28 protein-coding genes are annotated in these 26,950 nt (G+C 39.4%); 5 read left to right on the top strand and 23 right to left on the bottom strand.

From position 1 onward, the window contains the following. The 6 genes from mraY to mraZ form a co-directional block, all read right to left on the bottom strand. Nucleotides 1-1,221, bottom strand: coding sequence for a phospho-N-acetylmuramoyl-pentapeptide-transferase (gene mraY, locus KCTC52924_RS02140; RefSeq protein WP_251808997.1), 1,221 nt, complete (start codon nucleotides 1,219-1,221; stop codon nucleotides 1-3). An 81-nt stretch (nucleotides 1,222-1,302) separates the two neighbouring features. Next, nucleotides 1,303-2,766 (bottom strand): UDP-N-acetylmuramoyl-L-alanyl-D-glutamate--2,6-diaminopimelate ligase, encoded by a 1,464-nt coding sequence (locus KCTC52924_RS02145; protein ID WP_251808998.1) that lies wholly within the window; start codon nucleotides 2,764-2,766, stop codon nucleotides 1,303-1,305. Beyond that, nucleotides 2,763-4,769, bottom strand: a complete 2,007-nt coding sequence (locus KCTC52924_RS02150; RefSeq protein ID WP_251808999.1) for a penicillin-binding protein — start codon at nucleotides 4,767-4,769, stop codon at nucleotides 2,763-2,765. The genes KCTC52924_RS02145 and KCTC52924_RS02150 overlap by 4 nt, the downstream gene beginning before the upstream one ends. Beyond that, a complete protein-coding gene (locus KCTC52924_RS02155; RefSeq protein WP_251809000.1) occupies nucleotides 4,769-5,092 on the bottom strand; it encodes an FtsL-like putative cell division protein in 324 nt (107 codons plus the stop codon). The genes KCTC52924_RS02150 and KCTC52924_RS02155 overlap by 1 nt, the downstream gene beginning before the upstream one ends. Before the next feature lie 76 nt (nucleotides 5,093-5,168). After that, complete coding sequence (gene rsmH / locus KCTC52924_RS02160) at nucleotides 5,169-6,071, bottom strand: 16S rRNA (cytosine(1402)-N(4))-methyltransferase RsmH (protein ID WP_251809001.1); 903 nt, start codon at nucleotides 6,069-6,071, stop codon at nucleotides 5,169-5,171. Next, the gene (gene mraZ / locus KCTC52924_RS02165; protein ID WP_251809002.1) at nucleotides 6,052-6,516 is read right to left on the bottom strand and encodes a division/cell wall cluster transcriptional repressor MraZ; all 465 of its coding nucleotides are present in this window, start codon (nucleotides 6,514-6,516) and stop codon (nucleotides 6,052-6,054) included. Before mraZ ends, rsmH begins: the two co-directional genes overlap by 20 nt. A gap of 264 nt (nucleotides 6,517-6,780) precedes the next feature. Between mraZ and KCTC52924_RS02170 the strand changes: the two genes are divergently transcribed. Together KCTC52924_RS02170 and yihA are read left to right on the top strand one after the other, a co-directional pair. Beyond that, a complete protein-coding gene (locus tag KCTC52924_RS02170; RefSeq protein ID WP_251809003.1) occupies nucleotides 6,781-7,545 on the top strand; it encodes an alpha/beta fold hydrolase in 765 nt (254 codons plus the stop codon). A 397-nt stretch (nucleotides 7,546-7,942) separates the two neighbouring features. Continuing rightward, complete coding sequence (yihA, locus tag KCTC52924_RS02175; RefSeq protein ID WP_251809004.1) at nucleotides 7,943-8,557, top strand: ribosome biogenesis GTP-binding protein YihA/YsxC; 615 nt, start codon at nucleotides 7,943-7,945, stop codon at nucleotides 8,555-8,557. A 26-nt stretch (nucleotides 8,558-8,583) separates the two neighbouring features. On the opposite strand, the gene KCTC52924_RS02180 is transcribed toward yihA, so the two are convergent. From KCTC52924_RS02180 to gldB, 3 genes are all read right to left on the bottom strand, one after another. Beyond that, nucleotides 8,584-8,985 carry a GTPase gene (locus KCTC52924_RS02180; RefSeq protein ID WP_370671499.1) on the bottom strand — a complete coding sequence of 134 codons (402 nt, stop codon included), beginning with the start codon at nucleotides 8,983-8,985 and terminating at the stop codon, nucleotides 8,584-8,586. A gap of 88 nt (nucleotides 8,986-9,073) precedes the next feature. Beyond that, nucleotides 9,074-9,409 carry a gliding motility protein GldC gene (gldC, locus tag KCTC52924_RS02185; protein WP_251809008.1) on the bottom strand — a complete coding sequence of 112 codons (336 nt, stop codon included), beginning with the start codon at nucleotides 9,407-9,409 and terminating at the stop codon, nucleotides 9,074-9,076. A 35-nt stretch (nucleotides 9,410-9,444) separates the two neighbouring features. Next, complete coding sequence (gene gldB / locus KCTC52924_RS02190) at nucleotides 9,445-10,413, bottom strand: gliding motility lipoprotein GldB (RefSeq protein WP_251809009.1); 969 nt, start codon at nucleotides 10,411-10,413, stop codon at nucleotides 9,445-9,447. Nucleotides 10,414-10,514: 101 nt separating this feature from the next. On the opposite strand from gldB, the gene nadE reads away from it, so the two are divergent. Together nadE and KCTC52924_RS02200 are read left to right on the top strand one after the other, a co-directional pair. Beyond that, complete coding sequence (gene nadE, locus KCTC52924_RS02195) at nucleotides 10,515-11,303, top strand: NAD(+) synthase (protein ID WP_251809010.1); 789 nt, start codon at nucleotides 10,515-10,517, stop codon at nucleotides 11,301-11,303. 188 nt (nucleotides 11,304-11,491) lie between these two features. Next, nucleotides 11,492-12,121: a response regulator transcription factor gene (locus tag KCTC52924_RS02200; RefSeq protein ID WP_251809011.1), complete on the top strand. Its 630-nt coding sequence runs from the start codon at nucleotides 11,492-11,494 to the stop codon at nucleotides 12,119-12,121. A 97-nt stretch (nucleotides 12,122-12,218) separates the two neighbouring features. Here the strand turns inward: KCTC52924_RS02200 and dnaG are convergent, their stop codons facing one another. Next, nucleotides 12,219-14,198 carry a DNA primase gene (gene dnaG, locus KCTC52924_RS02205; RefSeq protein ID WP_251809013.1) on the bottom strand — a complete coding sequence of 660 codons (1,980 nt, stop codon included), beginning with the start codon at nucleotides 14,196-14,198 and terminating at the stop codon, nucleotides 12,219-12,221. Nucleotides 14,199-14,318: 120 nt separating this feature from the next. Between dnaG and KCTC52924_RS02210 the strand changes: the two genes are divergently transcribed. Beyond that, a complete protein-coding gene (locus KCTC52924_RS02210; RefSeq protein ID WP_251809015.1) occupies nucleotides 14,319-14,561 on the top strand; it encodes a zinc-ribbon domain-containing protein in 243 nt (80 codons plus the stop codon). Between the two features lie 35 nt (nucleotides 14,562-14,596). Here the strand turns inward: KCTC52924_RS02210 and KCTC52924_RS02215 are convergent, their stop codons facing one another. The 13 genes from KCTC52924_RS02215 to KCTC52924_RS02275 form a co-directional block, all read right to left on the bottom strand. Then, nucleotides 14,597-15,010 (bottom strand): hypothetical protein, encoded by a 414-nt coding sequence (locus KCTC52924_RS02215; protein ID WP_370671500.1) that lies wholly within the window; start codon nucleotides 15,008-15,010, stop codon nucleotides 14,597-14,599. Between the two features lie 185 nt (nucleotides 15,011-15,195). After that, on the bottom strand, nucleotides 15,196-16,173 hold the full coding sequence (locus KCTC52924_RS02220) for a polyprenyl synthetase family protein (RefSeq protein ID WP_251809016.1): 978 nt from the start codon (nucleotides 16,171-16,173) through the stop codon (nucleotides 15,196-15,198). Between the two features lie 161 nt (nucleotides 16,174-16,334). Then, nucleotides 16,335-17,375 (bottom strand): 23S rRNA (adenine(2503)-C(2))-methyltransferase RlmN, encoded by a 1,041-nt coding sequence (gene rlmN / locus KCTC52924_RS02225; RefSeq protein ID WP_251809017.1) that lies wholly within the window; start codon nucleotides 17,373-17,375, stop codon nucleotides 16,335-16,337. Between the two features lie 95 nt (nucleotides 17,376-17,470). Continuing rightward, nucleotides 17,471-18,520 carry a tRNA preQ1(34) S-adenosylmethionine ribosyltransferase-isomerase QueA gene (gene queA, locus KCTC52924_RS02230; protein ID WP_251809018.1) on the bottom strand — a complete coding sequence of 350 codons (1,050 nt, stop codon included), beginning with the start codon at nucleotides 18,518-18,520 and terminating at the stop codon, nucleotides 17,471-17,473. Nucleotides 18,521-18,614: 94 nt separating this feature from the next. Further along, nucleotides 18,615-19,844 carry a 3-phosphoshikimate 1-carboxyvinyltransferase gene (locus KCTC52924_RS02235; protein ID WP_251809019.1) on the bottom strand — a complete coding sequence of 410 codons (1,230 nt, stop codon included), beginning with the start codon at nucleotides 19,842-19,844 and terminating at the stop codon, nucleotides 18,615-18,617. Nucleotides 19,845-19,929: 85 nt separating this feature from the next. Beyond that, on the bottom strand, nucleotides 19,930-20,256 hold the full coding sequence (locus KCTC52924_RS02240; RefSeq protein ID WP_251809020.1) for a nucleotide pyrophosphohydrolase: 327 nt from the start codon (nucleotides 20,254-20,256) through the stop codon (nucleotides 19,930-19,932). Between the two features lie 82 nt (nucleotides 20,257-20,338). Then, complete coding sequence (gene dtd / locus KCTC52924_RS02245; RefSeq protein ID WP_251809022.1) at nucleotides 20,339-20,791, bottom strand: D-aminoacyl-tRNA deacylase; 453 nt, start codon at nucleotides 20,789-20,791, stop codon at nucleotides 20,339-20,341. Further along, nucleotides 20,791-21,738 (bottom strand): ribosome small subunit-dependent GTPase A, encoded by a 948-nt coding sequence (rsgA, locus tag KCTC52924_RS02250; protein ID WP_251809023.1) that lies wholly within the window; start codon nucleotides 21,736-21,738, stop codon nucleotides 20,791-20,793. The genes dtd and rsgA overlap by 1 nt, the downstream gene beginning before the upstream one ends. A gap of 124 nt (nucleotides 21,739-21,862) precedes the next feature. Beyond that, the gene (locus KCTC52924_RS02255) at nucleotides 21,863-22,543 is read right to left on the bottom strand and encodes a head GIN domain-containing protein (protein ID WP_285903416.1); all 681 of its coding nucleotides are present in this window, start codon (nucleotides 22,541-22,543) and stop codon (nucleotides 21,863-21,865) included. Between the two features lie 365 nt (nucleotides 22,544-22,908). Continuing rightward, complete coding sequence (locus tag KCTC52924_RS02260; protein WP_251809025.1) at nucleotides 22,909-23,991, bottom strand: bifunctional 3-deoxy-7-phosphoheptulonate synthase/chorismate mutase type II; 1,083 nt, start codon at nucleotides 23,989-23,991, stop codon at nucleotides 22,909-22,911. An 8-nt stretch (nucleotides 23,992-23,999) separates the two neighbouring features. After that, nucleotides 24,000-24,860, bottom strand: a complete 861-nt coding sequence (locus KCTC52924_RS02265) for a prephenate dehydrogenase (RefSeq protein WP_251809026.1) — start codon at nucleotides 24,858-24,860, stop codon at nucleotides 24,000-24,002. An 86-nt stretch (nucleotides 24,861-24,946) separates the two neighbouring features. After that, nucleotides 24,947-26,089: a pyridoxal phosphate-dependent aminotransferase gene (locus tag KCTC52924_RS02270; protein WP_251809028.1), complete on the bottom strand. Its 1,143-nt coding sequence runs from the start codon at nucleotides 26,087-26,089 to the stop codon at nucleotides 24,947-24,949. Next, a complete protein-coding gene (locus KCTC52924_RS02275) occupies nucleotides 26,086-26,916 on the bottom strand; it encodes a prephenate dehydratase (RefSeq protein ID WP_251809029.1) in 831 nt (276 codons plus the stop codon). The genes KCTC52924_RS02270 and KCTC52924_RS02275 overlap by 4 nt, the downstream gene beginning before the upstream one ends. Between the last annotated feature and the right edge of the window lie 34 nt (nucleotides 26,917-26,950).

Here is a 26,950-nt window from a genome sequence, read left to right on the forward strand (position 1 = left end):
TTACCTCAATTTTAAGGTTACTATGGTTAGTACTGCTAAAAGAATACCCACCACCCAAAACCGGGTGACAATTTTACTCTCATGATATCCTTTCTTCTGATAATGATGATGCAGAGGTGCCATTAGAAAAATGCGCTTCCCTACTCCAAATCTTTTCTTGGTGTATTTAAAATACCCCACTTGCAACATCACCGAAATAGATTCGGCAAAGAAAATCCCGCACAACACAGGAATAAGGAGTTCTTTCCTGATAATTATAGCAATTACCGCTATAACACCACCAATGGTGAGGCTACCAGTATCTCCCATAAAAACAGTGGCAGGATAGGCATTATACCATAAAAACCCTACCAAGGCACCTGCAAATGCGGCGGTAAAAACTACCAGTTCACCCACTCGTGGAATAAACATGATATCTAAATAATTGGAGAAAATTATATTCCCGGAAATCCAAGTGAAAATCATAAGAGTCACCACTATAATGGCCGATGTCCCTGCCGCCAATCCATCTATACCATCCGTAAGATTGGCTCCATTAGATACGGCAGTTACTATAATAATTATGATAGGTATAAATATCAACCAAGCGTAATCTTTTGCCCCAGCACCCATCCAAGAAATAAAACTGGTATAATCAAGCTCATTATTCTTAATAAAGGGCACGGTTGTTTTAATCGATTTTATTTCTGCCCCCAGCTTTGGCACTCCCTGCACATTCTCAACGATTACTGTATGAGCCCTTTCCTTCATGGTCACCTCTGGATGAAAGTACAGGGTAGCACCTACAATAAGGCCCAATACTACCTGACCCAAAACCTTAAACCTCCCCTTTAATCCTTCCTTATCTTTCTTAAATATTTTTATATAATCGTCCAAAAATCCAATAGCACCCATCCACAGCATAGTAACTATCAACAATTGAACGTACACATTTCCCAGTTCGGCAAATAGGAGCACGGGAATTAGGGTAGCCAAAATAATGATAAGTCCTCCCATAGTAGGAGTACCAGCCTTTTGCTGCTGCCCATCAAGACCAAGATCCCGAATAGTTTCACCGATCTGCTGCTTCTGTAGAAACCCTATAATTTTCTTTCCATAGACCGTCGCAATCAGCAACGACAGCAAAACCGCCAAGGAAGCGCGAAAGGAGAGGTACTGGAAGAGTCCCGCTCCTATTAGGTCGTGTTCTTTATCTAAATATTCGAACAAATAATACAACATTCTTTGGTCTGTGTTTTACTGTTTTACGGTCTTGTTTTTAATAAATACTACTCTAGTTTCCATTGATCTATTCATAGGAGGTTATTTTCCCATCTCGGTTAAAAACTCCCCCACTATCTTAAAATCATCAAAATCTATACGCACCCCATTCGTCTCCTGATACGTCTCGTGCCCCTTGCCCGCAATAAGGATAATATCTTTAGCCCTTGCCAATTGGCAGGCCGTTTTTATAGCCTGTTTCCGATTTTCAATAGACAGGACTTTCTTAAAATTCTGGGGTTCCACTCCTGCCTCCATTTCCTCGATAATTTTAGAGGGAGATTCTGTCCTAGGGTTATCAGAGGTAAAGATCACTGTATTGCTCAAGGTGCTCGCTATATGCCCCATAACCGGACGTTTAGACTTATCCCTGTCACCACCACAACCCACAACAGTGAAGACATTTTCATTTCCAGTTCTTAATTTATTGATCGTTTCGAGTACATTCTTCAAGGCATCTGGAGTATGGGCATAATCCACAATTGCCGTAATACCCTCTTGAGATCTATAATGCTGGAACCTTCCGGCAACGTTCTCCAATTCACTTAATAGCCTCAATATTTCCAGTTTTTCCAATCCCAATAAATCCGCCGCCGCATAGATGGCCAACATATTATAAGCATTAAAATCACCTATCAATTTTGACCAAAGCTCATTGTCGCCTATTTTCAACAATTGTCCATCAAACTGGTTTTCCAATATTTGAGCTCTATAATCAGCATAGGATTTTAAGGCGTAAGTCACTTTTCTTGCCTTAGTGTTCTGCATCATCACCAAACCGTTCTTATCATCAACATTGGTAAGTGCGAAAGCTCTTTTCGGAAGCCCATCGAACAAAATCTTTTTAGTATCCCTATAGGCTGCAAACGTGGCATGGTAATCCAAATGGTCATGGGAGAGATTCGTGAAAATTGCTCCTTCAAATACAAGTCCTTCTGTTCTTTTTTGATGCAGGCCATGCGAACTCACCTCCATAAAACAAAACTCTACTCCCACCTCGTTCATTAAGTGCAAATACTTATTTATGGTAAGGGAATCTGGGGTAGTATGGGTGGTAGGGAATTCCTTTTCATCTACCAATATTTTTATGGTCGATAGTAGACCTACCTTAAATCCTGCTTTTTTAAATAATTGATACAGTAGGGTAGTGATCGTGGTTTTCCCATTGGTACCCGTAACACCCACCAATTTTAGATTCTTGGAAGGGCTACCGTAATAGTTTGACGCCATAATAGACAATGCCTTATAAGCATTATCTACCTCAACATAACTGATTCCGTTGATTAATTTTTCAGGAAGTGTTTCACAAACTATGGATCTTGCCCCTGCATCGATTGCCTTGTCAATAAACTTATGTCCATCTACCAAAACGCCCTTTATCGCCACAAAAACATCCTCCACCCCAACTTCTCTGGAATCGAAGCATATTTTATTGACCGACTGCGAAGTGGAACCACTTACAGCCGAAAGACCAACCCCGTACAATATGTCTTTTAAAGACTTCATGATAGCTCTAATACAATTTTATCGACCTTTTTTAGGTCGGTCCCTTTTGAAATGGATTGTCTTTTCACTTTTCCATTTCCCTTTACTTCAACCCTTACACCCAAATTTTCAAGAAGAGAAACGGCATCCATACCGCTCATCCCTTCTACGTTTGGCATTTGGTTATAATTTTTATTTGCCGCAGCATAAAATTCTTGATAGGCTTCATTTAAATTCTCATCCCCTGCTTCATTTATATCTACCTCGTCTACTACCGGAGAACTGGTATAGATCTTTTGAGCCACCGACTTAAAGACTGGCCCAGAAACGTCGCCCCCGTAGTAACCTACACTTTTGTTTGGCTCGTGGATCACCACAATACAGGAATATTTTGGATCATCTGCAGGGAAATACCCAGCAAAAGTAGATATGTATGCAAGCTTATCAGGGTCCTTGGACGAGTAATTTTTTTGAGTGGTCCCTGTCTTTCCGGCCATAGAAAAATTGGGAGAATATAATTTGTGTCCCGTCCCGTGCTTTTTTTCCACTACATTCTTTAGCAGTTGCCTAACCTTGGCTGCCGTTTCCTTAGAACATATAGACGGATTGATGACTTCTTTCTCAAATTTAATGATGGTCTTATCCCATTCCCTTACCTCTTTAATCAATCTTGGTTTCACCAATTCCCCATCATTGGCAATGGCATTATAAAAAGCAAGTGTTTGCAATGGTGTCAATGACACCTCGTACCCATAGGACATCCATGCCAAAGAAACTCCAGACCAACCCTTATCTCCTGGATAACGGATTACCGGCTCGCCCTCTCCTTTTACAGGCAATCCCAATTTGCGATGAAGGTTCATATTCATCAAGCGGTTTACAAATTTCTCTGGATTGCTCTTATAGTTTGTGTTTATAACCTTAGCAAATGCTGTATTGGAAGAAACTTCAAATGCCCTTCCCATGCTTATCTTGCCATAACCACCCCATTTAGAGTCCCTTACGGTCCGGTTATAGACCTTATACAATCCATTTTCCGTATCGATAACAGTACTTGTATCTATTACTTTATCTTCTAAAGCCACTACCATGGACATCAACTTAAAGGTCGACCCAGGTTCGTGCGACTCTCCTATGGCGTAGTTTAACCGCTCATAATATTTCCCATCGGAAGTCCTACCCAAATTAGAAATAGCCTTGACTTCCCCTGTCTTGGTCTCCATTACAATTACACTTCCGTGTTCTGCCTCATATTTCTCCAATTGCCCCAATAAAGCATGATGCGCAATATCCTGTATATTGATATCTATGGTTGAAACCACATCATACCCATCTTTAGGCTCTTTAATGTTATCCCAGCCAATTGGCTTCCATTGTCCTTTTGCTATTTTTTGTTTTAAGCGCTTTCCTTCTTCTCCTCTCAGGTATTCCCCAAAAGCACCTTCCAGTCCCACCCTAGTGTAATATCCGTCCTCATCTACTCTTTCATACCCTACGCTGCGCTCTGCAATCTTTCCCAAGGGATGTTCCCGTACAATTTTTTGATCTACGATTAACCCACCTTTATAGGGGCCTTTATTAAATAAGGGGAACTGTTTTACGGCAACGTAATCCGAATAATCTAAGTTTCTGGCCACCAGAGCATATCGATTCTTATTTACCTTGGCTTTTCGTAATACCTGTTGGTAATAAGAGGAAGATTTCCCAAACAATTTCGCCAAAGAATCGGACAATGGTTTAATGTTTTCCTCAAAATCCTTGCTTCTTACGGTTACAGCATCAAATCGTATCGTATATCTAGAGACCGATGTTGCTAATAAACTTCCATCATCCGAATAAAGATTTCCCCTTTTTGGGGCAATGGTGAAAATTCTCTCCGTACGCTCCATGGCAAGTTTCCTATACTTATCACCATCTACCATTTGTATACTGACAAGTTTCACCAATACCGCAATGGCAAACAGAAATAGGCATCCTGCCACTATATATAACCTAGTTAATATGTTTTTTTCTGTTACCGACACTATTTATCCTTTACGGTTTTAACTTTTATTTTCTGGGGAGGGGTTTCCGACGGAATTAAACCCTTGTGTTCCACGATCCTTAAGATGGTAGACTCCAGTTTTAATTCTTGCATATCCGAGCGCGCATCCACAAACTCGCTTCGCAACTCCTTTACTTGCTCATTGAGAAACGCTATCCTATGCACCTTACTATCAGCACTATGGGAGCTAGCGATCATAACAGTCGCCAAAAAAGAAATAAAAATGATAAACATCCAATTCTTGGGAGCGCTACCGCTCACCAAAAACTTTCCTTTCAACAGATCCAATATTCCTTTTCGCACAGTTTTATACCTTATATATTACACGCCTCCAATTCCCTCCAAGACCAATCACCTCTATTTAGAAAATGCTCGCAAATTAAATCCGCTCTGCAATCCTAAGCTTGGCACTCCTCGCCCTATTGTTCTGCTTTATCTCTGCCTTGGCGGGGGTGACCAATTTGCCCACCTTTTTAAAGGGAACATTTATATTGCCATAGAAATCCTTTTCTGGCTCTCCCTCAAACCGACCCGATCTCACAAATCGCTTTACCAACCTATCTTCAAGGGAATGATAACTTATCACACTTAGCCTACCGCCTTCCTCCATTATTTCAGGAAGCTGCTCCAAGAACTCCATTATCACTTGGATTTCTTGATTTACCTCTATCCTGATGGCCTGATAGATTTGCGCCAAGATCTTATGCTCCCTATGTATTGGCAGATAAGCCGCAAGCACCAGCTTTAATTGCTCGGTAGTCTTTATAGGCTCGGTTTCCCTATGGGTCAAAATGGTCTTTGCCATCGCATTGGCATTTCGCAGATCGCCATACTCAAACAGCACCCGTCTTAATTCATCATAATCATAGCCATTTACCACTTCATAGGCCGACACACTGTTCTTTTTACTCATCCTCATATCCAGATCAGCATCAAAACGTGTAGAAAAACCTCTTTCCGCCTTGTCAAATTGATGGGATGAAACTCCAAAATCCGCCAACACCCCGTCTATTTTCTTAATTCCATAAAACTTTAAAAACTGTTTTATATATCTAAAATTTTCATTTATCAATAAGAAGCGTTCATCAGGAATAGTATTGCGCAAAGCATCTTCATCTTGATCAAAAGCTATTAACCTACCTTTATCCCCCAAACGCTTTAAGATCTCCCTAGAATGACCTCCGCCACCAAAGGTGACATCCACATATACACCGTCTGGCTTTATGCCAAGTCCATCTACAGACTCCTCTAACAATACTGCATTATGATAGCTCATAGTCATCCCCTCCCATTACTTCTTCAGCCAAACCGGCAAAATCCTCGGCCGTGTCATTCAACACTTTTTCATAACCGTCTTTATCCCAAATCTCTATAATATTAATCGCCGAACTCAACACAACTTCCTTCGTAATCCCTGCTACTTCCACCAAATTTTTAGGGATCAGCAGCCGTCCCGTTGCGTCAATTTCCACTATCTTTACCCCCGCAGAGAACCTTCGAATAAAATCGTCGTTCTTTTTCTTAAAACGATTCATTTTTTTCATTTTCTGCATCAACAAATTCCACTCCGCCATAGGGTACAATTCCAAACAAGGTTGGAAAACGGATCGCTTAAGCACGAATCCATCGTTAAGTATCGGTGACATTTGATTCTTTAGCGCCACCGGAAGCATGACCCTTCCTTTGGTATCTGCCTTACAATCATATGTTCCGATGAAATTTATCACTAAAGTAGCTGGGTTATAATTTGATAACTCAAATATATAGAATTTATTACCACATTTTACCACAAAATACCACTTTGTTGATAAATTCCGCTTCACAAGCTAAATTGTGACAAAAAACAAGTCGTATTCTCCTGTTTATGAATAAGGCCCGAACAATGGAAAAATCGTAAAATTCAAAAAATTATTCCTCCTTAATAATTCGGTAGCCATTGCGTAATAATGAAATGCCTATATTTGCCAACATAAGATCACAAGAAATCGTGGATGGAAAAAAGAATTATTAAGGAGGGAAAATATCGTTATATTGAAATAGGTGAAGGAGCACCGATCATAATTCTCCACGGACTTATGGGCGGATTAAGCAATTTCCACGGCGTAATGGATCACTTTCCTGCCAAGAAATACAAGGTGATTGTTCCCGAACTACCCATCTACGATATGCCCTTGCTCAAGACCAACGTCAAGAGCTTTGCCAAGTATTTAGATCAATTTATAACACACAAGGGCCTAAAGGATGTAATTCTTTTGGGAAATTCCCTGGGTGGACATATTGGATTATTGCACACCAAATTATTCCCAAAAAATGTAAAAGCTTTGGTTATTACCGGTAGTTCCGGATTATATGAAAGCGCTATGGGGGATGGTTATCCAAAAAGAGGCGATTACGAGTTTATAAAGAAAAAAGCACAGGATGTTTTTTATGACCCCGAAGTAGCGACCAAAGAGATTGTTGACGAAGTTTTTGCTACCGTTAATAATCGAATTAAATTGGTGAAAACATTGGCCATTGCCAAAAGTGCTATAAGACATAATATGTCCAAGGATCTGCCACATATGCTGACTCCAACTTGTATTATTTGGGGAAAAAACGATAGTGTTACTCCTCCTAATGTAGCAGAGGAATTCCAATCTCTACTCCCCGATTCAGAATTGTTTTGGATTGATAAATGTGGACATGCCCCTATGATGGAGCATCCTATGGAATTTAACTCCATCTTGGATTCATGGTTAACGAAGCGAAACTTTTAAACAGTACATTTCCCCATAAATAAGTAGCTAAAATACATCATTCATAAATTGTTTTTTAGCGAATAGGGAAAGGCTTCTTGTTTTCAATTAATTTTCAAGGCAGTGATCCTGTCCGTTTTTTATTATTTTTAAGGAATTAAAACATTTATACCTATGAAATGAGCATGACCGAAGATTGGTCGCAAATACCAATGAAGTTATGTGAACCTGACTGCCGTAAGGCAAGTTTACCTGCTGTAGGTAGGTTTATATATTTGTATTGAGGGCAGCCGAAGTACGACCGTTAAAAAACAATAAATACCTACCTATGAAATGAGCATGACCGAAATCTGGTCGCAAATACGAATGAAGATATGCGAATCGCATATGACCGTTAAAAAACAATAAATATCTACCTATGAAAATAAAGTCGGCCGACTTTGTTATGAGCAATTCCAACGTAACAAATTGCCCAAAAGACACCCTACCTGAATACGCCTTTATTGGTCGATCTAACGTTGGGAAATCATCCCTTATCAATATGCTTACCCAAAGAAAGGGACTAGCCAAAACTTCGGGAAGACCTGGAAAAACCCAATTGATTAATCATTTTAAAATAAATGAAAATTGGTTTCTGGTAGATTTACCTGGCTATGGTTATGCTCGCGTTTCCAAAAAAGACAAAAAAACCTTTCAAAAATATATTACCGATTATTTTTTAGAACGGGTACAATTGGTATGTGCCTTTGTTTTGATCGATATTAGGCACGAGCCGCAAAAAGTAGATTTGGAATTTTTGGAATGGATGGGGGAAAATCAGATTCCGTTCTGTATAATCTTTACAAAAGCCGACAAATTAAGGCCCAAAGCAATCGAAAATCACGTAAACCACTATATCCAGAAATTACTGGAAGGAATTTGGGAAGAAGCACCCCAGTATTTTATTACATCTGCCTCTAACGGGATGGGTCAAGAAGAACTGCTCACCTATATTGATGGGCTTAATGATAGTTTTTTTAAGGAAACATTATAGCATACAAAACAGGCCTAGCTTAAAAGCTATTTTACCCATTGCTTTTGAATAATCTGGATAAGGGCATCTTGGTCCCCAAGCCCATCGATATTCTCCCTGTCTAAAAATGTCTTAAAGCTGCCATTTTCCACTTCAAATATTATGGGAAAATGGACCTCCCCCTCCTTTACCTTGTCCGCATATTTCCTTAGAAACTCGTCCTTATGCAGAAATTCCATCTTAATTCCAGAACTTTCCCTAAATTCTTTCCATCGATTATTTTCCGAAAAAGCACCGTGGGTTATGGAACAGAGTGAGCATGAATAACTATCGGGACTAAGGATTTTATGGGCACCGTCTAAAAGTGCATTCCCTAGGCCACTCTTGGCATTGTACACAAAGACAAAGTATTTGTTCGTTGTATTTTCCATAACATGAATTGGATTCATTGTACGCCTTTCAGTCGCTCACATTAGCTAAACCTTTCCAACACCATACCTAAATCCATTAGACCACTTAAGCTTTGAAAAAACAAAACTACTTTTTAAGTTCTAACTTTTCGGCGAAATAATCGCAAAAATCTTTCATGGTAGCCGTCATTTTTTCATCCTGGGTTGCCTTGTAGAAAGTATCCGATAAGGAAACCAGGGTTTGATGAAAAAATATCTTCATCTCATCAACCGGCATATCCTTGGTCCATAAATCTATTTTTAAGGATTCTTTATTTTTACTATCCCAAACGGATAATAATACTGCCTTCGCTTCCTCATTAGAGATTCCACCATCCTCAGCAGACCATATTAATTTTTCCGGTACTCGGTTTTCATCCAAAGAAATTGTCAAATTAATTTCCGATGTATGTAATTTTGCCATGCTTTAATTTATTTATATTTTTTAAAAGAGTTGATCTAGTCTAATTTTCTAGGCTTGTATTTTGATCTTTTAAACAATTCTTCACTTGGTATGGTCAACATTTCTTGAAGTGCTACCTCATTGTTTTTCATAAAGGCCCTTACAATCTGCCAACCTACATATCTCCCTATTCTATCCGGGGATTCATTGTCCAGCTCTAACTGAAATTTAGAAAAAGGAGCAGGATCCAAAAATCGCGGTCCCAATTTATTATCGGTACTGTACAGCAGTTCACGTTCAACAAAATACCGCCAAACCTGCTCCTCATTAACATGTGCCCAATCCAATTGCTCAGGGGTGTACCCTATAATTATATCATCTGTCACCTGTGGCATTAATTTATTCTTTAAATACAGTTCCTTCCCATAATAGACCGCTTGAGACAAAAACGTTCTCTCTGTTGATGTCGCAACCACTTTTTTAGCAAAGGCACTTGCCACGTCAGCTGCTAAAAATTTCTTATCTAGGTCATTGGCAACGTAATTAGGAATAACACTATAAAACTCGTGCGAAGTTCCTAAATAGTTATCGAGACCAATAAGCAAAAGGCTGTCGGTTAAAATAACCCGGTTATTATAATCAACATCCGATGTAACGGTTATCACTTTAGGCAACGGGCTGTTGGGGTAATAATATCTTATATGGCGAAACAAGGACTGCAACTCCCTTTCTTCTTCCTTAAAATTTGGAAATACAGAGTCCACTGCTTGCGAGAGTTGCACCTGAAGAGTGTCCTGAACTTTAGCTACCCAAACACTATCGGGATAGCTCGTTGGGAAAAGATAGGGGTACTTTTTCTTCAATTGGGGAATATCCTTAGGTTGCGCTTCGGCAAACTCCCTATCGAACCTGTACACTTCCAGTTCCACTTCTATTTTCGCAACTTCTTCAGCTGTTTTATCTGTTTCCTTACAACCTAAAAAGGTTATTAAAAGTAAGCAAATGAGCCATAATGGATTTCGCATTTTTAACTATTTCGGTTATTGTTTTCTATTTCAATCCTTTGGCGTTATTTTTGCCAAGCAAACGGGCAAAGTTAAGTTTTTAAACCTTATAAACCTTTTAGATGCAATCTGAAAAAGTTATAGAGCATATTGTAACCTGGCTAAAGAATTATGCCGAAAAGGCGAAAATGAAGGGATTTATCATCGGAATTTCTGGCGGTATAGATTCTGCGGTTACCTCTGCTTTGTGCGCAAAGACCGGATTGGAATTACTTTGCTTGGAAATGCCCATTCATCAAATGGCAAATCAGGAAGCACGTGCAGCAGCACATATTGATTGGCTTAAAGAGAATTACAGTAAGGTAAGAAGCAATACTATTGACCTCACCCCTGTGTTCGACAGCTTTGTAGGCACTTTACCAGCTGTTGCTCAAGAAGATGACCGATTCCTGTCCCTAGCCAATTCTAGGGCGCGATTACGAATGACCACCCTGTACTATTTTGCTGCACTAGACCAACTATTGGTTGCGGGTACCGGTAATAAAGTAGAAGATTTTGGAGTTGGTTTTTACACCAAATACGGCGATGGCGGAGTAGATCTTAGCCCCATTGCAGACCTGCTAAAATCTGAAGTATACGAAATAGCAAAAGTGCTAGGCATTAAGCCCGAAATTATCCGCGCAGCTCCCACAGATGGCCTTTGGGGAGATGACAGGACGGATGAAGATCAGCTAGGAGCTACCTATCCAGAACTAGAGTGGGCAATGCAAATGGCAGAAGAAGAAAAAACAGAAGCGGATTTTTCTGGACGGGAAAAGGAAATTATGCGTATCTTTATTACATTGAATAAAGCAAATCAACACAAAATGTGTCCAATCCCCATTTGTGAAGTTCCAATTGACCTAAAATGACCTCTTACCTAAGAACAAAGTAGTTAAGTCGAATAAAATCCCCGAAATTTTCGATTTACAATAAAATAAGTGAGCTTTGTTTAACAACCCGTATAATTAAACCTGACGTTGCTTGTCAGTATTTGATATTGTTTGTCAGTATTTTTTGACGCAATTGAAGAAATTGTCATTCACAAAACTAATTTAACATGATTAAAATATTAATTGCAGATAACCACCCCATTGTAAGACTAGGGGTGAAACAGGTTCTAGAACCAATTTCTGATATTCAAGTAGTAGGTGATGTCAGTACTACATCCGAGCTATTCAACCTATTGGATAGTACTTCTCCAGACATTGTCCTTTTAGAGATGGATATTCCAGAAATTAACGGTATTGCTACACTTAGAAAAATTAAAAAGGAATACCCTAGCATAAGGGTATTAATCTATAGTGGGCAATCTGAAGACGTATATGCCTTAAGCACTATTCGTGCAGGCGCATTTGGTTACCTTTCTAAATCTTCCGATGTAGATTATATTATTAGTGCCATTAGAAAAGTAAGCGAGGGCAATATGTTTATTACCAATGAATTGGCACAACGACTTGCCTTTGACGAGGGTACTCAAAAGCCAAGAAGGTTCTTTAGAAAACTCTCCACAAGGGAGGTGGAGGTCCTTAAATTATTGGCCAGCGGAAAACGAAACAAAGAGGTTGCACAAGGGTTAAATTTAAATGAGAAAACCGTAAGCACTTACAAGGCGCGATTGATGCGTAAATTAAATGTGGACAACCTTGTAGATCTTCTTCAGCAAGCCAAAGCATTGGAACTGTATTAAGCCCATAGCGTCCACCAAAATACACAGCGGTTTAAAAGGGTCTGTTATCCTGCAATAACACTCCCTTTTAAACCGCTGTTTTGTAGTAGATTAATTCCTAAGAAAAAACCCTATTCAATTTTTTATTTAGAAGCACGTTTAATTGGATATAATTCATTATTTCCTCCAAGGTCTCCGTGTTTTCTGCCATGTTATTCATAGTATTTTCCTGTAGTGACCCTATCCTTTTCTTAATCAGATAGCACCTTAATGTCAGTATCGTTTCACTGACCAACTGGGATACCCCAACCTTCTTCTCCTTTGGGAAAATTTCCTTGCGCTCCCATTGATGTAAGGTATATTTTTCTTCTTCCATTAAAATCGAAGATATTTCCGATGCCAACCCTTGATCTAATCCCGCCATAAACGAAGTGATGGAAAAATTCTCTTTCCCATTCATCTCTTCTATCAACTTGTAGTAGATATTACGGAAGCCTTCATTGGCTAACTCTATTTCATCATCCTGAAGATCCAAAAATATTTTCTGAAAAACCTTTGCTCCTAATGATTCGGGTTCCAGTTCCAAATCGCCCTTCTCATTTTCCTTTAATACAAGGTCCTCAAATTCTTCCTCCAAGGTACCATAGAGCAGTAAGATTTCAATAATTTTCCGCTCTAACTCGTACTGTACATCTAGTTTTTGTTGTTGCGGCTCGTTTTTCACCACATTAAAGCTCTGCTGCTGCTGTTTCGCCATTTTCTGGGAATCGGCAGTGTCCTTTTTCCCGATCTGGGCCAAGGTATTAAAAAGGACCGCTTCGGATATATTCATGATCTGGGCGCATTCCTGAATATAAATTTCCTTTTTTATCCTATCGGGAATTTTAGAAATACTATGTACAATATCCCTAACCGTATCAGCTCTTTTAATAGGGTCGTTTGCAGCTTCGCTCACCAGCAGTGATGCCTTGAACTGAATAAAATCCTTGGAATTATTCTGAAGATATTCTACCACATCCTCATATTCATTGTTCTTGGCAAAGCTATCCGGATCATCTCCAGCAGGAAAGGTACACACCTTTACGTTCATGCCCTGTTCCAAAATAAGGTCTATACCCCTCAATGAAGCCCTTAGGCCGGCCGCATCCCCATCAAACAAAACCGTAATATTATTGGTCAATCTATTGACCAATCTAATCTGATCGGAAGTCAAGGCCGTACCACTGGAAGCCACAACATTGTGTATCCCACGCTGGTGCAACTGAATTACGTCCGTATACCCTTCTACCAAAAAACAATTATCCTCTTTGGCAATTGCTTGTTTGGCTAAATAAATACCGTAGAGCACCTTACTTTTATGGTAGATATCGCTTTCCGGGGAATTTACATATTTTGCCGCCTTCTTATCACTAGTAAGAATACGACCCCCAAACCCCAAAACGCGACCACTCATACTATGAATAGGAAACAAGACCCTTCCTTTAAAACGATCAAATGTTTTTTTGTTATCAGGATTTCCTGGGTCTTCCTTTACTATGGTGAGTCCTGTTTTTTCTAGGAAATCCAATTGATACCCTTTACCCAATGCCGTTTTAGTAAATCCGTCCCATTGGTCCAAACAGTAGCCCAAATCAAATTTCTTGATTGTATCGTCCGTAAAGCCACGCTCCTTAAAATAGCTCAACCCTATAGCTTTCCCCTGCTCTCTTTCCCATAAAATTTCTGAGAAATATTTTTGAGCATAATCAGAAACCAAGTACATGCTTTCCCGCTCATTGGTTTTCTCCTTCTCCTCATCGGTTTGAAGGGTTTCCTCTATTTCTATATTGTACTTTTTTGCAAGATATTTTATGGCTTCCGGATACGTAAAATGCTCGTGTTCCATTAAAAAGGCAACCACATTGCCACCCTTCCCACTACTAAAATCCTTCCAGATCTGCTTTACGGGAGAAACCATAAAACTTGGGGAACGTTCATCGCTAAACGGACTTAAACCCTTAAAGTTAGAACCGGATTTTTTTAGTTGCACAAACTCTCCGATCACCTCCTCTACTCTGGCGGTCTCATATACTTTGTCTATAGTAGTTTTCGAAATCAAATCACACAATTTAGGATGGCTAAAGATACTACATTTAGAGCTCCTTCAAAAAGGGAAAAACTATTCATTTAATATCCAAAATGCTTACCTTTCGGTTCATTTTAACACGCGAAAAATAGCATGATTTTATTTTTAGGAACCAAACCGGGGAAAACCACTTCCAAAGTAATTCCGAACGTTGCTTGCCCCTATTGCGAACAACGCAACACCTTAATGGCAGTAACCACTACCAACTATTTTCATCTATTCTGGATCTCCCTTTTTCGAATTGGCACCAGCACAACCATAAGCTGTTCGCATTGCAAAAAAACCTATTTTAAGGATGAATTTAATACTGAAATGATCCAGGGCATGGAAAGTTAGTCGCAGTTATATTTTAAACGGGTAATGTGGCAAACTTACAGTTCAAATCGCAATCCTACGGATATATTTCGCTGCTCAACATCGGCATTGTTGAAAATAGAATTTAAATCGTACTTCACATAAAGCAAAGCTCCGCCTACCCCTGTATACGCACTTAGACCATAGACAAAATTGTTGGTATTGTAATCTCTTTTTATTTTGTCCTTTACACGATCCCCATCCCTTTTATATTTTAACTTTTGTTTCGTCCCTATATTAAATCCAGCATAGCTACCCAACCCAAATCTAAATTGATGGTGGTTAGTGTATCGAATGCTTTTTTCTGTCCTATGAACTTTTGAGGGTCCAAATTCCAAATGCACAGGGAAAACCAAATTATCCATCCTAAATTTGGATTTATCCAGATCAAATTGAAATTCTTCCAAGGTTGTCTGATCTCCGTTATTCACAAAATATTGATTATTCTTTGGCTTTAAACCATTGAACTGGAAAGAGACCCCATAGTTGACCCTTAGGAAATTAGAATTTTTAAAAACCCTGGTTCTCCATGCATAACCAAGTTCCACAATAGTTGCCCAGCCCGAAGAAGTTTTTCGAAAAAAGGCGAAAATTCAGACAATAAGGGTAGTGTGGTTTATTTCTTCCGATCCACTACATAATTCACCATTAGGATCAGTGAATTTTTGTAATCAGAATCAGGGTAAGTTTCTAATAGAGCCAGAGCTTCTTCCTTGTAGGCGAGCATCTTTTTCACCGCGTAATCCAAGCCACCGTTTTCTTTTACAAAAGCAATTACCTGTTTTACCCGTTTTTTATCCTTGTTGTGATTCTTGACGGAATTTATCAACCACTTCCTATCTGCCTTGGAACAATGGTTTAGAACAAATATTAGGGGCAGGGTCATTTTTTGTTCTTTAATATCGATTCCTGTAGGTTTCCCGATGCGCTCTTCTCCATAATCGAACAAATCATCCTTGATCTGGAAGGCCATCCCGATAAGCTCCCCAAACTTTCTAAAGGTTTCTACATCTTCGGAATCCGGTTTAACGGAACATGCTCCCAAACTGCAGCATGCCGCGATAAGGGTAGCAGTCTTTTGCCTGATAATCTCGTAGTATATTTCTTCCGTAATATCTAGGCGCCGTGCCTTCTCTATCTGTAGCAGTTCCCCTTCGCTCATTTCGCGAACGGCCACAGAGATAATCCGTAACAGATCAAAATCTCCATTATCTATAGAGAGCAGCAAACCTTTGGAAAGCAAATAATCCCCTACTAAAACCGCAATCTTGTTCTTCCACAAGGCGTTTACAGAGAAAAAGCCCCTGCGTTTATTACTATCGTCTACTACATCGTCATGGACAAGGGTAGCGGTATGAATCAACTCTATTACTGATGCGCCCCTATATGTCCTTTCATTTACCTCACCATTGTTCAATAGTTTGGCCGTTAGGAATACGAACATAGGCCGCATTTGCTTTCCCTTACGGTTAACAATATAATAGGTAATCCTATTTAACAATGCCACTTTGGAAGACATGGATTCGTAGAACTTTTTTTCAAAAAGTTCCATTTCCATATTTATCGGTTCCTTTATTTGGGATACAATTTTCAAAGGGTAGATAGGACTGTTTTTTATTGGTGATTCAGTGCGGTAAAATTAGACAAAAAAAGTAATAAAAGTGGCCCTTTGGCAATATAAGGGCAATCTTAAAGGATTAAAGTATTGCAGTTACATAATTTTTAAAAGCAGCTGCCAAGATTAGCATCAGTGGTTTACGATTTATTGGCCAATTGTCCGCAAGCAGCATCTATATCCTTGCCGCGAGATCTACGAACGGTTACCGTTATCCCGTTTCTTTCCAAGGTATTTACATACATATCAATAGCCTTGTTATTGGCCTGTTGAAATTGTCCGTCATCAATTGGGTTGTACTCTATTAAATTGACTTTGGAAGGAGCAAATTTGCAGAAGTCCACTAAGGCATCCACATCTTTTTGCTTATCATTTATGTTTTCCCAAACCACATATTCATAGGTAATCCTACTTTTAGTCTTCTCATACCAGTATTCCAGTGATTCTCGTAAATCTGCTAACGTAAACGTGGCATTAAAGGGCATAATAGAGGTTCTAATCTCATCTATCGCAGAATGTAAGGAAACGGCTAGTTTAAATTTAACCGCCTCGTCTGCCATTTTTCTAATCATTTTAGGGACACCCGAGGTAGAAACAGTTATCCGCTTTGGCGACATACCTAAGCCTTCCGGGGAAGTAATCTTATCTATAGCCTTTAATACATTGTTATAGTTCATTAATGGCTCTCCCATCCCCATAAAAACGATGTTACTTAAGGGCCTATCAAAATACAGCCTACTTTCATTATCAATGGCCACAACCTGATCATAGATTTCGTCGGGATTAAGATTTCGCATGCGCTTGAGTCGGGAAGTAGCACAGAATTTACAATCCAGACTACACCCTACTTGACTAGATACACAGGCCGTGGTCCTAGATTTGGTAGGGATCAATACCGATTCCACAATAAGGTCATCGTGTAGACGAACCGCATTTTTAATGGTACCATCGCTACTGCGCTGCATTTGATCAACCTTAATGTGGTTGATTACAAAATTATCCTCCATCATTTGCCTCGTTTCCTTGGAGATATTGGTCATATCCTCGAAACTGTGGGCCGATTTTTGCCACAACCACTCATAGACCTGATTGCCTCTAAAAGGCTGGTCTCCCTGAGTTGTAAAGAACTCCCTGAGTTGGTCTTTGGTAAACGCCCTAATATCTTTTTTGTTCTTTGCCATTTGCACCGTTCAAAGATAATTTATTCTACAAAAAATCCCGTCAATCCAGGTTATTCTGCATTAATGACGGGATTTCCTACTAATTTTAATGTCTGTTATATAATCAGCATGGCATCACCATAAGAATAAAACTTATAGTTTTCCATAATCGCCTCCTTATACGCCTTCTTCATCAAGTCGTGCCCCATAAAGGCCGATACCATCATTAAAAGTGTAGATTTCGGCAAATGGAAATTGGTCACCATCGCATTTGCAATACTAAAATCGTAAGGAGGGAAAACAAATTTGTTTGTCCAACCATTAAACGTATTTAAGGTATGTTGTGAAGAAACCGCGCTTTCCAAACCACGCATTGCCGTGGTACCTACAGCACACACCCTGCGTTTCTTAAGCTTGGCATTGTTCACAATCTCGGTAGCTTTCTCATCTATAATTAGCTCCTCGCTATCCATTTTGTGCTTGGAAAGGTCTTCTACCTCCACCGGATTAAAAGTTCCCAAACCTACATGTAGAGTAACCTCGGCAAAATCGATTCCTTTAATTTCCAATCTTTTTAAAAGATGTTTGGAAAAATGCAAGCCAGCAGTTGGTGCGGCAACAGCCCCTTCATGCTTGGCATAAATAGTCTGGTAACGCTTTTCATCTTCCGGCTCTACGGGTCTCTTGATATATTTCGGCAATGGAGTTTCTCCCAATTCCTTTAATTTTCTCCTAAAATCGGTATAAGAACCGTCATACAAGAACCTCAATGTTCTTCCCCTAGAGGTTGTATTGTCGATTACCTCCGCAACCAAAGTCTCATCGTCTCCAAAATACAGTTTGTTACCAATCCTTATTTTACGTGCTGGGTCTACCAGTACGTCCCAAAGTCGCTGTTCCTCATTTAGCTCGCGCAGAAGAAAAACTTCTATTCTAGCACCAGTTTTTTCCTTGTTTCCGTATAATCTTGCTGGAAATACTTTGGTATTATTGATCACCATTACATCTCCCTCATCAAAGTAATTTATAAGATCCTTAAACATCTTGTGTTCTATCTTGCCAGTTTCCCGGTGTACCACCATTAATTTGGATTCATCCCTGTTCTCTGCAGGGTACTCTGCCAATAATTCGTCTGGAAGCTCAAAACTGAAGTGCGATAATTTCATTTAGTATTTTCCTTGATTTTAGTTAAACATAAGCGGCTGCAAATATACGATGCTGGGATAGGGGATGTCAAGTAAATTGGCAATTAAATAATAATCAGCTAGTTTGCACCTGAAATTTTAGGCTTTCCATGTCCTTCCAAAAATCGGGGTAGGATTTGGACACTACTTCCGCGTCATTGATATACAGGGAAGTTTTAAGAGCCAAAGGGGCAAACGCCATAGCCATCCGATGGTCATTATAAGTATCTATTGCAATATCTTTATTTATTTTATCTGAAGGCTTAAGGGTTAGGGTTTTGTCGGTCACCGAGATTGGTGCGCCCAATTTGCCCAATTCCTCCTTTAAGGCCTCCAGCCTGTCCGTTTCCTTGATTTTAAGGGTATGTAGCCCTGTAAGATAACACCCTATTCCAAGACCGAAACAGCTCACTACTATGGTTTGCGCAATATCTGGAGCATTGGCAAGATCAATTTCGATCGTTTTGTTCACTGTTGATGTTGTTTTCCTCAAAATTACCTGATGCTCCCCAAAAGTTGATTCAACCCCAAAATCCTTATAAATTTCAGCCAACACACTATCTCCTTGCAGGCTATTTTTATTATAGGCAGACAAGGTAATTTCCGTTCCCACCTCACATAGGGAAACAATACTGTAGAAATAGGATGCGGAGCTCCAATCGGACTCCACCACTAGGGTAGCTGCTGGCAGCGTTTCTTGTGGCAGAACTTTAATCGTATTTCCATTAAACGAACTCTCTACACCTATTTGGGTAAGTAGGCCCAAGGTCATTTTTATGTAGGGGACAGACGTAATTTCACCAATCAGCTCCAACTCCAATCCATTTTCCAACTTTGGCGCGACCAATAGCAGTGCGGATATATACTGACTGCTGATATTGGCAGGGAGGCTTACTTTATTTTGTACGAGCTTTTTTCCCTTAATTTTTATCGGGGGATAGCCCTCATTATTTTCATAAGTGATATCAGCACCCAATTCTCTTAGGGCATCTACCAACACTTTTATGGGGCGCTCCGTCATTCGTTTAGATCCCGTTAAAACGACTTCCTTATTTTCTTGGGAAGCAAAATAGGCGGTTAAAAAACGCATGGCTGTACCCGCATGGTGAATATCTACTACCCCTTTCTCAATTTTAAGACCTTTCTGCATTACCTCGGCATCATCCGAGTTGGAAAGATTATTGATCGTGATAGCGGGATAGAGGGCTTGTAAAAGCAATAGTCTATTGGACTCACTTTTAGATCCCGTTATCTTTACCTCTGTTTTTATTAATGTGTTGGATGGAGCAGATAAATGTAGTTTCAAATTTTATGGGATTTAGTACAACTGAATAGTAATTATTTTTGTGGCTTTTGATCAGGGTCAAAAAACGCAAGCTACAAATATACTATTATTTCAGCTTTTTATTGCTGTGGTGACGATCGTGATCTCTTGTTGCCTTCAGATCTAATTTCTTATCAAAGGATTCCTGTAAGTCAATACCAGTTTGGTTGGCTAAGCACAGAACCACAAAAAGCACGTCTGCCAATTCTTCCCCAAGATCCTTGTTTTTATCTGATTCTTTTTCACTTTGTTCCCCATATCTCCTAGCGATGATTCGGGCTACCTCCCCTACCTCTTCTGTAAGTTGGGCCATATTGGTAAGCTCATTAAAATAACGGACCCCATGGGCCTTAATCCATTCGTCAACTGCTAGCTGTGCATCCTTTATGTTCATTATTTTAAATTTTTAGACAAAATTACATTTTCGTTCATTTTCATTTCTCAAAAAATAAACAAAAACAAAACGAAGAAGTTACTTATTCCCTGTTCTTTGTATCTATTTGTATGGTTACGGGACCATCATTTATTAAGGCCACCTTCATGTTGGCTCCAAAAACTCCCGTTCCTACTTTTTTACCTAGGTCCGCTTCCACTTGTGCTATAAAACGCTCATATAGTGGAATGGCGATATCGGGTTTGGCTGCCTTTAAATAGCTAGGCCTATTCCCTTTTTTTACAGCGGCCTGAAGGGTAAACTGGCTCACTATGATCAGCCCACCATCTACTTGTAATAAGGATTCATTCATCACCCCTTCGACATCGTCAAAAACCCTCAGGTTTATCATTTTTTTAGAAAGCCACACAACATCTTCCTCCCCATCAGCCTCCTCTATCCCCAAAAGCACTAGAAGTCCCTTGGAAATCTCAGAAATTAACTTCCCCTCAACGGTAACACTTGCTTGTGACACCCTTTGGATTACTGCCCTCATTATTTTTCGCCGTATATATCAGTTCTGTAATTCTCTTCTTCCCCTTTAATCATCTGCACATAGCTTTTATATCTGCTCCAGGCCACCTTATCCTGATCTAGGGCATCTTTTACCGCACATTGGGGTTCGTCTATGTGCAGGCAGTTATTAAACTTGCATTCGCCTTTCAATTTAAAAAATTCTGGAAAGTAATCACCAATCTCCTCCTTCTCCATATCCACTATACCAAAACCTTTGATCCCCGGAGTATCTATTATCTTCGCATCTATTTCCAGATCGAACATTTCCGCAAAAGTTGTTGTGTGTTGTCCCTGTAAATGCTGACTAGATATGTTTTTTGTCTTTAGGTCCAATTTTGGTTCTATGGCATTGACCAAGGTAGATTTACCTACCCCGGAATGCCCAGAGAACATACTTGTTTTCCCCAACATCATTTCTTTCACTTGATCTACATTCTTCCCAGTAATTGCAGATATACCGAGACATTGATACCCCACTTCCCTATAAAGTGAAGCTAGGTATCTAATCTCGTTCAGTTCTTCAGTAGTATAGGTATCTATCTTATTGAAAAGTAAAATTGCGGGGATATGATAGGCCTCTGCCGTAACCAAAAATCGATCTATAAAACTGGTAAATGTCGTAGGATTATTCAAGGTTACGATTAGGAACACCTGATCCAGATTTGCCGCAATAATATGGGTTTGCTTGGAAAGGTTAACCGATTTTCTAATAATGTAGTTCTTGCGGTCCTGAATGTCCGTTATAACTCCTTGTGCTTCTGCAGAGAGATCCTCGTCAAAAGTTACCACATCACCAACCGCAATAGGATTGGTGCTCTTTATTCCTTTAAGTCGAAATTTCCCTTTAATCCGACATTCATAGAAGACTCCTTCCTTGGATTTTACGGTGTACCAACTGCCGGTAGATTTATAAACGGTTCCTTTCATAAATGCATTAGACTTTTATTTTACAAAGAAACAACTTTAGTTTTATAATACCGCTAGTTATGCCTTTTCGATAAAAGCCTTACACAAACACCTTTGTTGAAAACACTACCAATTGCTAGGCAAATTAATTCATGATTTTCACTCTACCTCCTGCGAAGGTATTCTTGTTCACCTCTTTAGGATTTCCGTAAACCACAACATCTCCACCAGCTTTCACATTTACATCTACCTTATCTGTGGCATAGATTGTAGCCTCCCCAGCAGCGGTGATTTTAACACTCGCCTTATCACTCAACAGTGGTTTACCTTCAAAAATACCACCGGTATTAAGTACCACCTTTAAATTTTTGGTTTTCCCAGATGCCTCCACAATTCCTCCGGTAACGGATCTTGAGTCGACCTGACCTACATTTAGCCCGACTTTGATTTTAGCCCCTTCCTGAGTCTTTAAGGTTATAGACTGCTGAACGAGAGTTTCGTTTACTGTAATTCTAGCACCTTCATTGCCATCGATCAAATCGATCTCCTTAAAATACACCTCAACAAAAGTATTTTCCCCATGAAATATTTTATTCAATACCATTTTTATTTTAAGGGTCCCATTTTTGTTTATAAGCTGTAGGTCATCTGCATTATCTCCTTTAATCAACACTTTGTTTTCATCAGATTTAATAAGGTTCACCGCAATAAGATCGTACACTTTTATTTCGTTAAAATCTCCAACAGCCTTTTCCACTATGCGCTGAGAAACCATGGTAAAGGATACCAACATTACACCCAGAACAACTAAACTTTTTATTTTCATAGTCTTCTATTTTACCTACCCAAGAAATAAATCTTAGCAGTTTTTGTACTTAATATTTTTGATAAAGATGTAACAAAAGTTGTTTTGTTACACTTTATTAAGGAAAGAATTAACTTTTTTTGGGGTACGTGGCTGTTATTGGTCAGATCTCCAACAAACGGATCCATTGAAGAAATATAGGGCTCCCTAATAAAGGCGCCTCTATTTTTACGGCTACCACTAAACTCCATGCCCACCAACAAAAAAACCCGCAAAAAGCGGGTTTTTTTATGACTCTAAAAATCAAAAATTTAGCATTTAGTTCCGCTAAAATCGACACCTAATCCACGCTTGTCATGTGTGTCTTATAAGCTTTACCTCAACACTTAGAAGTTTATGATTTTTTCTTGATGATTAATAGATTCTTGGTGGATTGCTTTGAACATCTTTAAAATGAACTCTTCGCTCAACCCTTTAGATTCTCCTTCTAGGATCATATTTCCTAAGATGGCATTCCATCGATTACTTTGCAATACAGCAACATTCTTTTGTTTCTTCAAGGCTCCAATACTGTCGGAAATCTTCATTCTTTTTCCAAGAATTTCGATTACTTGATTATCAATAACATCTATCTGTGCCCTAAGGTTGTTCAAGTTATTTGTGTAATCCATTTCCAAGTTGGTTTCCTTCCTAATCTTCAGGTCTCTCATTATCTGAACTAATTTGGCTGGAGTAACTTGCTGTGCGGCATCGCTCCAAGCATTGTCCGGATCGTAATGGGTCTCAATCATTAAACCATCAAAATTGAGGTCCAATGCAGTTTGGGAAACATCAAAGATCATATCGCGCTTACCTGTAATATGGGAAGGATCATTGATTATTGGCAGATCTGGAAATTTGGTCTGCAATTCAATAGCCATTTGCCATTCAGGGATATTTCTGTATTTGGACTTTTCATAGGTAGAAAACCCTCTGTGTATTACTCCCAAGTTCTTAATATTAGCCGTGTACAAGCGCTCTACTGCACCTAACCACAAGGCTAAATCTGGATTTACTGGGTTTTTGATCAATACTATTTTATCAGTTCCTTCTAAGGCATCTGCAATTTCTTGAACAATGAATGGACTTACCGTAGAACGGGCTCCGATCCATAGCAAATCTATATCGTGCTCCAAAGCTAATTCTACGTGTGCTCGGTTAGCTACCTCAGTAGCGGTTTTCATTCCGGTTTCCTTTTTCACCTTTTGCAACCACTTTAAACCTAAAGCTCCTACTCCTTCAAACATACCAGGACGCGTTCTTGGTTTCCAAATTCCGGCCCTAAAGTAATTAACATCGGTATCCTTTAATTCGTTGGCAATTCGCATTACCTGCTCTTCCGTCTCCGCACTACAAGGTCCGGCGATTACTAATGGATGGTCCAATTTCATATCGTCCAACCAAGTTCTCATTTGTTTTGAATTTTCCATTTCTATACTTATTGTTTATTAAGTGGTATTCCGTTTAATATTTCCTTTATTCTATTGGTATTGCACATCTCATTATAAATGCCTTCGTAATCATCTTCTTCCAACATTTTTTTAAAGAGTTTTAGGTTCCCTATATACTCTCCTAAGGTTTCAATTACATTTTCCCGGTTCTGCTTAAAAATCGGGGTCCACATGGCTGGCGAACTTTTTGCCAATCGCACAGTGCTTTCAAATCCACTTCCCGCCATGTCAAAAATATCACGTTCATTTCTCTCTTTGTCTATAACCGTCTTTCCTAACATAAAGGAACTGATATGTGATAAATGCGAAACATAGGCAATATGCTTGTCATGCGCTTCGGGATTCATATATCTAATTCTCATTCCCAACTGCTGAAACAGCTCTAACGCCCTTTCCTGCTGTTTGAAAGCCGTTTTCTCTATCTCGCAAATAATATTCGTCTTCCCTTGATACAACCCCTCAATTGCCGCAGAGGGCCCAGAGAATTCTGTTCCTGCAATGGGATGACAGGCCAAATAGTTCCTTCTATTGGGATGGTTCTCCAAGGTTTTGCATATTAACGATTTTGTAGAACCTGCATCCATAACTATGGTGTCCTCATTTATGGCTTCTAAAATAATGGGCAGTTCCCGCACCATAACATCTACAGGAATACTCACAATTACAAAATCCGCCTCGGCTAGTCGACTATAATCCGCTTTTTCATCGATCAAGGAAAGAGACAATGCCTCCTCCAAATGACGCTCATTGGTATCTACCCCAAAAATACGGACGTTAGGTCGCACTCTCTTAATATCCTTAGCGAAAGAGCCTCCAATTAATCCAATTCCTACTACAAATACATTCATACCTATGTTACTTATACCCTCTACAAACAAAACTAGATCAATGTCATCTAACACATCACCAACCCAACTTCATTTATTTTTAAGTTTTAAAATCTATTTATTGCCTCTTTAATTTTATCGGTCGATACACAAAGGGAGAATCTTATATACCCCTCCCCATTACTCCCAAATATAGTCCCTGGAGTAATAAAGATATTTTTCTCGTAAAGCACCTCATCTATAAATTTTTCCGCTGAGGAGATTCCTTCGGGCAATTTTGCCCAAACAAACATTCCAACGGCATTTTTGTCATATACACAGTTCAATTTATCTGCCAACTTAAACATCAGCTCCCTGCGCTCGTTATACACCCTGCTTAATTCCTGAAACCAAGTATCATCACTGTTCAAGGCAGCTATAGCTCCTTTTTGGATACCGTAGAACATCCCCGAATCCATATTGCTCTTCACTTTTAAAATAGCATCGATATGGTTAGCACCTCCCAATACCATCCCTACTCTCCATCCAGCCATATTAAAGGTCTTACTAAGAGAGTTTAGCTCTAGAGCCACCTCTTTAGCTCCCTCAATCCTCAAAATACTGATAGGGTGTTCGTTCAACACAAAGCTATAGGGGTTGTCATTTACCAATAAAATATCATTCCTTTTAGCAAAGGCCACCAATTCCTCCAATTGGGCAACAGTAGCCGTAGCCCCAGTGGGCATATGCGGGTAACTGGTCCACATTATGGTTACTTTGGAAAGGTCCTGGGCTTCCAAGGCTACTAAATCTGGGAACCATCCATTATCCTCCACTAGATCATAGTAACGAGGTACAGCCTCTACAAGGTTGGTAACTGAGGTATAGGTGGGATATCCAGGATTGGGGATCAACGCTTCATCTCCCTTATTTAAAAAGGCCATACTGATGTGCATAATTCCCTCTTTGGAGCCCATTAATGGCAATACCTCAGTTTGGGGGTCTATAGTCACATTAAACTTATTACGATAAAACCCAGCAAACGATTCCCTAAGTTCGGGCAATCCTTGATAACTCTGATATTGGTGTGCCCCTTCATGGACAATTGCCTCCGTAACTGCATCTAAAACAGCTTGGGAAGGCGCCATATCAGGACTCCCTATTCCCATATTTATCACTGGCCTACCCTCTGCCATTAATCCCCTAACTTCTCTTAATTTTTTAGAAAAGTAGTATTCCTCGATCGAATTTAACCTATCTGCGATTTTCATAACCCTCTAGCATTTTTATATTCCCCCAATACTTTAAATTCATCTGCCATAATTTCTAGTAAGGTTTTTGCTTTTTCAAAGTTTTTAAATTTTTCAAAGGTCACATCCACGAAAAAGGAATATTTCCACGGCATCTCAATAACTGGCAAGGACTGGATTTTGGTGAGGTTGAGATTACAATCGCTCATCACATTTAAAATCGTTGCCAAACTTCCTCTTTTATGATCCGTTAAAAAACGTATAGAGGCTTTATTTATCTCCTCTTCTGGCCAAACCTTGTTCTGTGTTTTAACAATTATAAACCGTGTAGAATTCTCTTTAATGGTCTGTATATCACTCTGAATAACCTCTAGATCGTAGAGATCTGCAGCCACTTTTGGCGCAATGGCAGCAATTCCCGTTAACTGGTTCTCTCGGATTCTTTTAGCAGTCTCGGCAGTATCTACATCCTCTACCAACTTTATATGCCTATAATCCCTAAAAAACTCCTTACATTGCAATAAGGCCATTGGATGCGAATGCACTTCTTTGATATCCTCCAAAGTCTGACCTTTTAAGGCCATTAAATGGTGATGAATCTTTAAATAGCGCTCCCCTATTATATGCAAATTTTTACTGAATACCAGTGCATAATTAGGAATAATGGATCCCGCTATAGAATTCTCTATAGCCATTACGCCACTATCTGCAGTTTTCAACAATAAATGATCTACTAAATCATCAAAGGAAGAACATTCCACAAAGTCTACGTTATCCCCAAAATAGTCCTTGGCCACTTGGTGGTGATTAGAACCCTTTATACCCTGTATTGCAATTTTTAATGCCATTTATATTTATTTCCAAGAAAAATTTACTCTAGTT

This window comes from Arenibacter antarcticus, from assembly GCF_041320605.1.
Classification (GTDB): domain Bacteria; phylum Bacteroidota; class Bacteroidia; order Flavobacteriales; family Flavobacteriaceae; genus Arenibacter; species Arenibacter antarcticus.

Coding starts and splice junctions, on each gene's coding strand:
- KCTC52924_RS02270 (WP_251809028.1), bottom strand. CDS start 26,089: ATGAAAATCGCAGATAGGTTAAATTCGATCGAGGAATACTACTTTTCT.
- KCTC52924_RS02255 (WP_285903416.1), bottom strand. CDS start 22,543: ATGAAAATAAAAAGTTTAGTTGTTCTGGGTGTAATGTTGGTATCCTTT.
- rlmN (WP_251809017.1), bottom strand. CDS start 17,375: ATGGCAAAGAACAAAAAAGATATTAGGGCGTTTACCAAAGACCAACTC.
- rsmH (WP_251809001.1), bottom strand. CDS start 6,071: ATGACTATGAGCTATCATAATGCAGTATTGTTAGAGGAGTCTGTAGAT.
- rsgA (WP_251809023.1), bottom strand. CDS start 21,738: ATGAAAGGAACCGTTTATAAATCTACCGGCAGTTGGTACACCGTAAAA.
- KCTC52924_RS02275 (WP_251809029.1), bottom strand. CDS start 26,916: ATGGCATTAAAAATTGCAATACAGGGTATAAAGGGTTCTAATCACCAC.
- KCTC52924_RS02145 (WP_251808998.1), bottom strand. CDS start 2,766: ATGAAGTCTTTAAAAGACATATTGTACGGGGTTGGTCTTTCGGCTGTA.
- gldC (WP_251809008.1), bottom strand. CDS start 9,409: ATGGCAAAATTACATACATCGGAAATTAATTTGACAATTTCTTTGGAT.
- KCTC52924_RS02265 (WP_251809026.1), bottom strand. CDS start 24,860: ATGAATGTATTTGTAGTAGGAATTGGATTAATTGGAGGCTCTTTCGCT.
- mraY (WP_251808997.1), bottom strand. CDS start 1,221: ATGTTGTATTATTTGTTCGAATATTTAGATAAAGAACACGACCTAATA.
- KCTC52924_RS02210 (WP_251809015.1), top strand. CDS start 14,319: ATGATTTTATTTTTAGGAACCAAACCGGGGAAAACCACTTCCAAAGTA.
- KCTC52924_RS02200 (WP_251809011.1), top strand. CDS start 11,492: ATGATTAAAATATTAATTGCAGATAACCACCCCATTGTAAGACTAGGG.
- KCTC52924_RS02180 (WP_370671499.1), bottom strand. CDS start 8,985: ATGAATCCAATTCATGTTATGGAAAATACAACGAACAAATACTTTGTC.
- dtd (WP_251809022.1), bottom strand. CDS start 20,791: ATGAGGGCAGTAATCCAAAGGGTGTCACAAGCAAGTGTTACCGTTGAG.
- nadE (WP_251809010.1), top strand. CDS start 10,515: ATGCAATCTGAAAAAGTTATAGAGCATATTGTAACCTGGCTAAAGAAT.
- gldB (WP_251809009.1), bottom strand. CDS start 10,413: ATGCGAAATCCATTATGGCTCATTTGCTTACTTTTAATAACCTTTTTA.
- queA (WP_251809018.1), bottom strand. CDS start 18,520: ATGAAATTATCGCACTTCAGTTTTGAGCTTCCAGACGAATTATTGGCA.
- yihA (WP_251809004.1), top strand. CDS start 7,943: ATGAAAATAAAGTCGGCCGACTTTGTTATGAGCAATTCCAACGTAACA.
- KCTC52924_RS02240 (WP_251809020.1), bottom strand. CDS start 20,256: ATGAACATAAAGGATGCACAGCTAGCAGTTGACGAATGGATTAAGGCC.
- KCTC52924_RS02170 (WP_251809003.1), top strand. CDS start 6,781: ATGGAAAAAAGAATTATTAAGGAGGGAAAATATCGTTATATTGAAATA.
- KCTC52924_RS02260 (WP_251809025.1), bottom strand. CDS start 23,991: ATGGAAAATTCAAAACAAATGAGAACTTGGTTGGACGATATGAAATTG.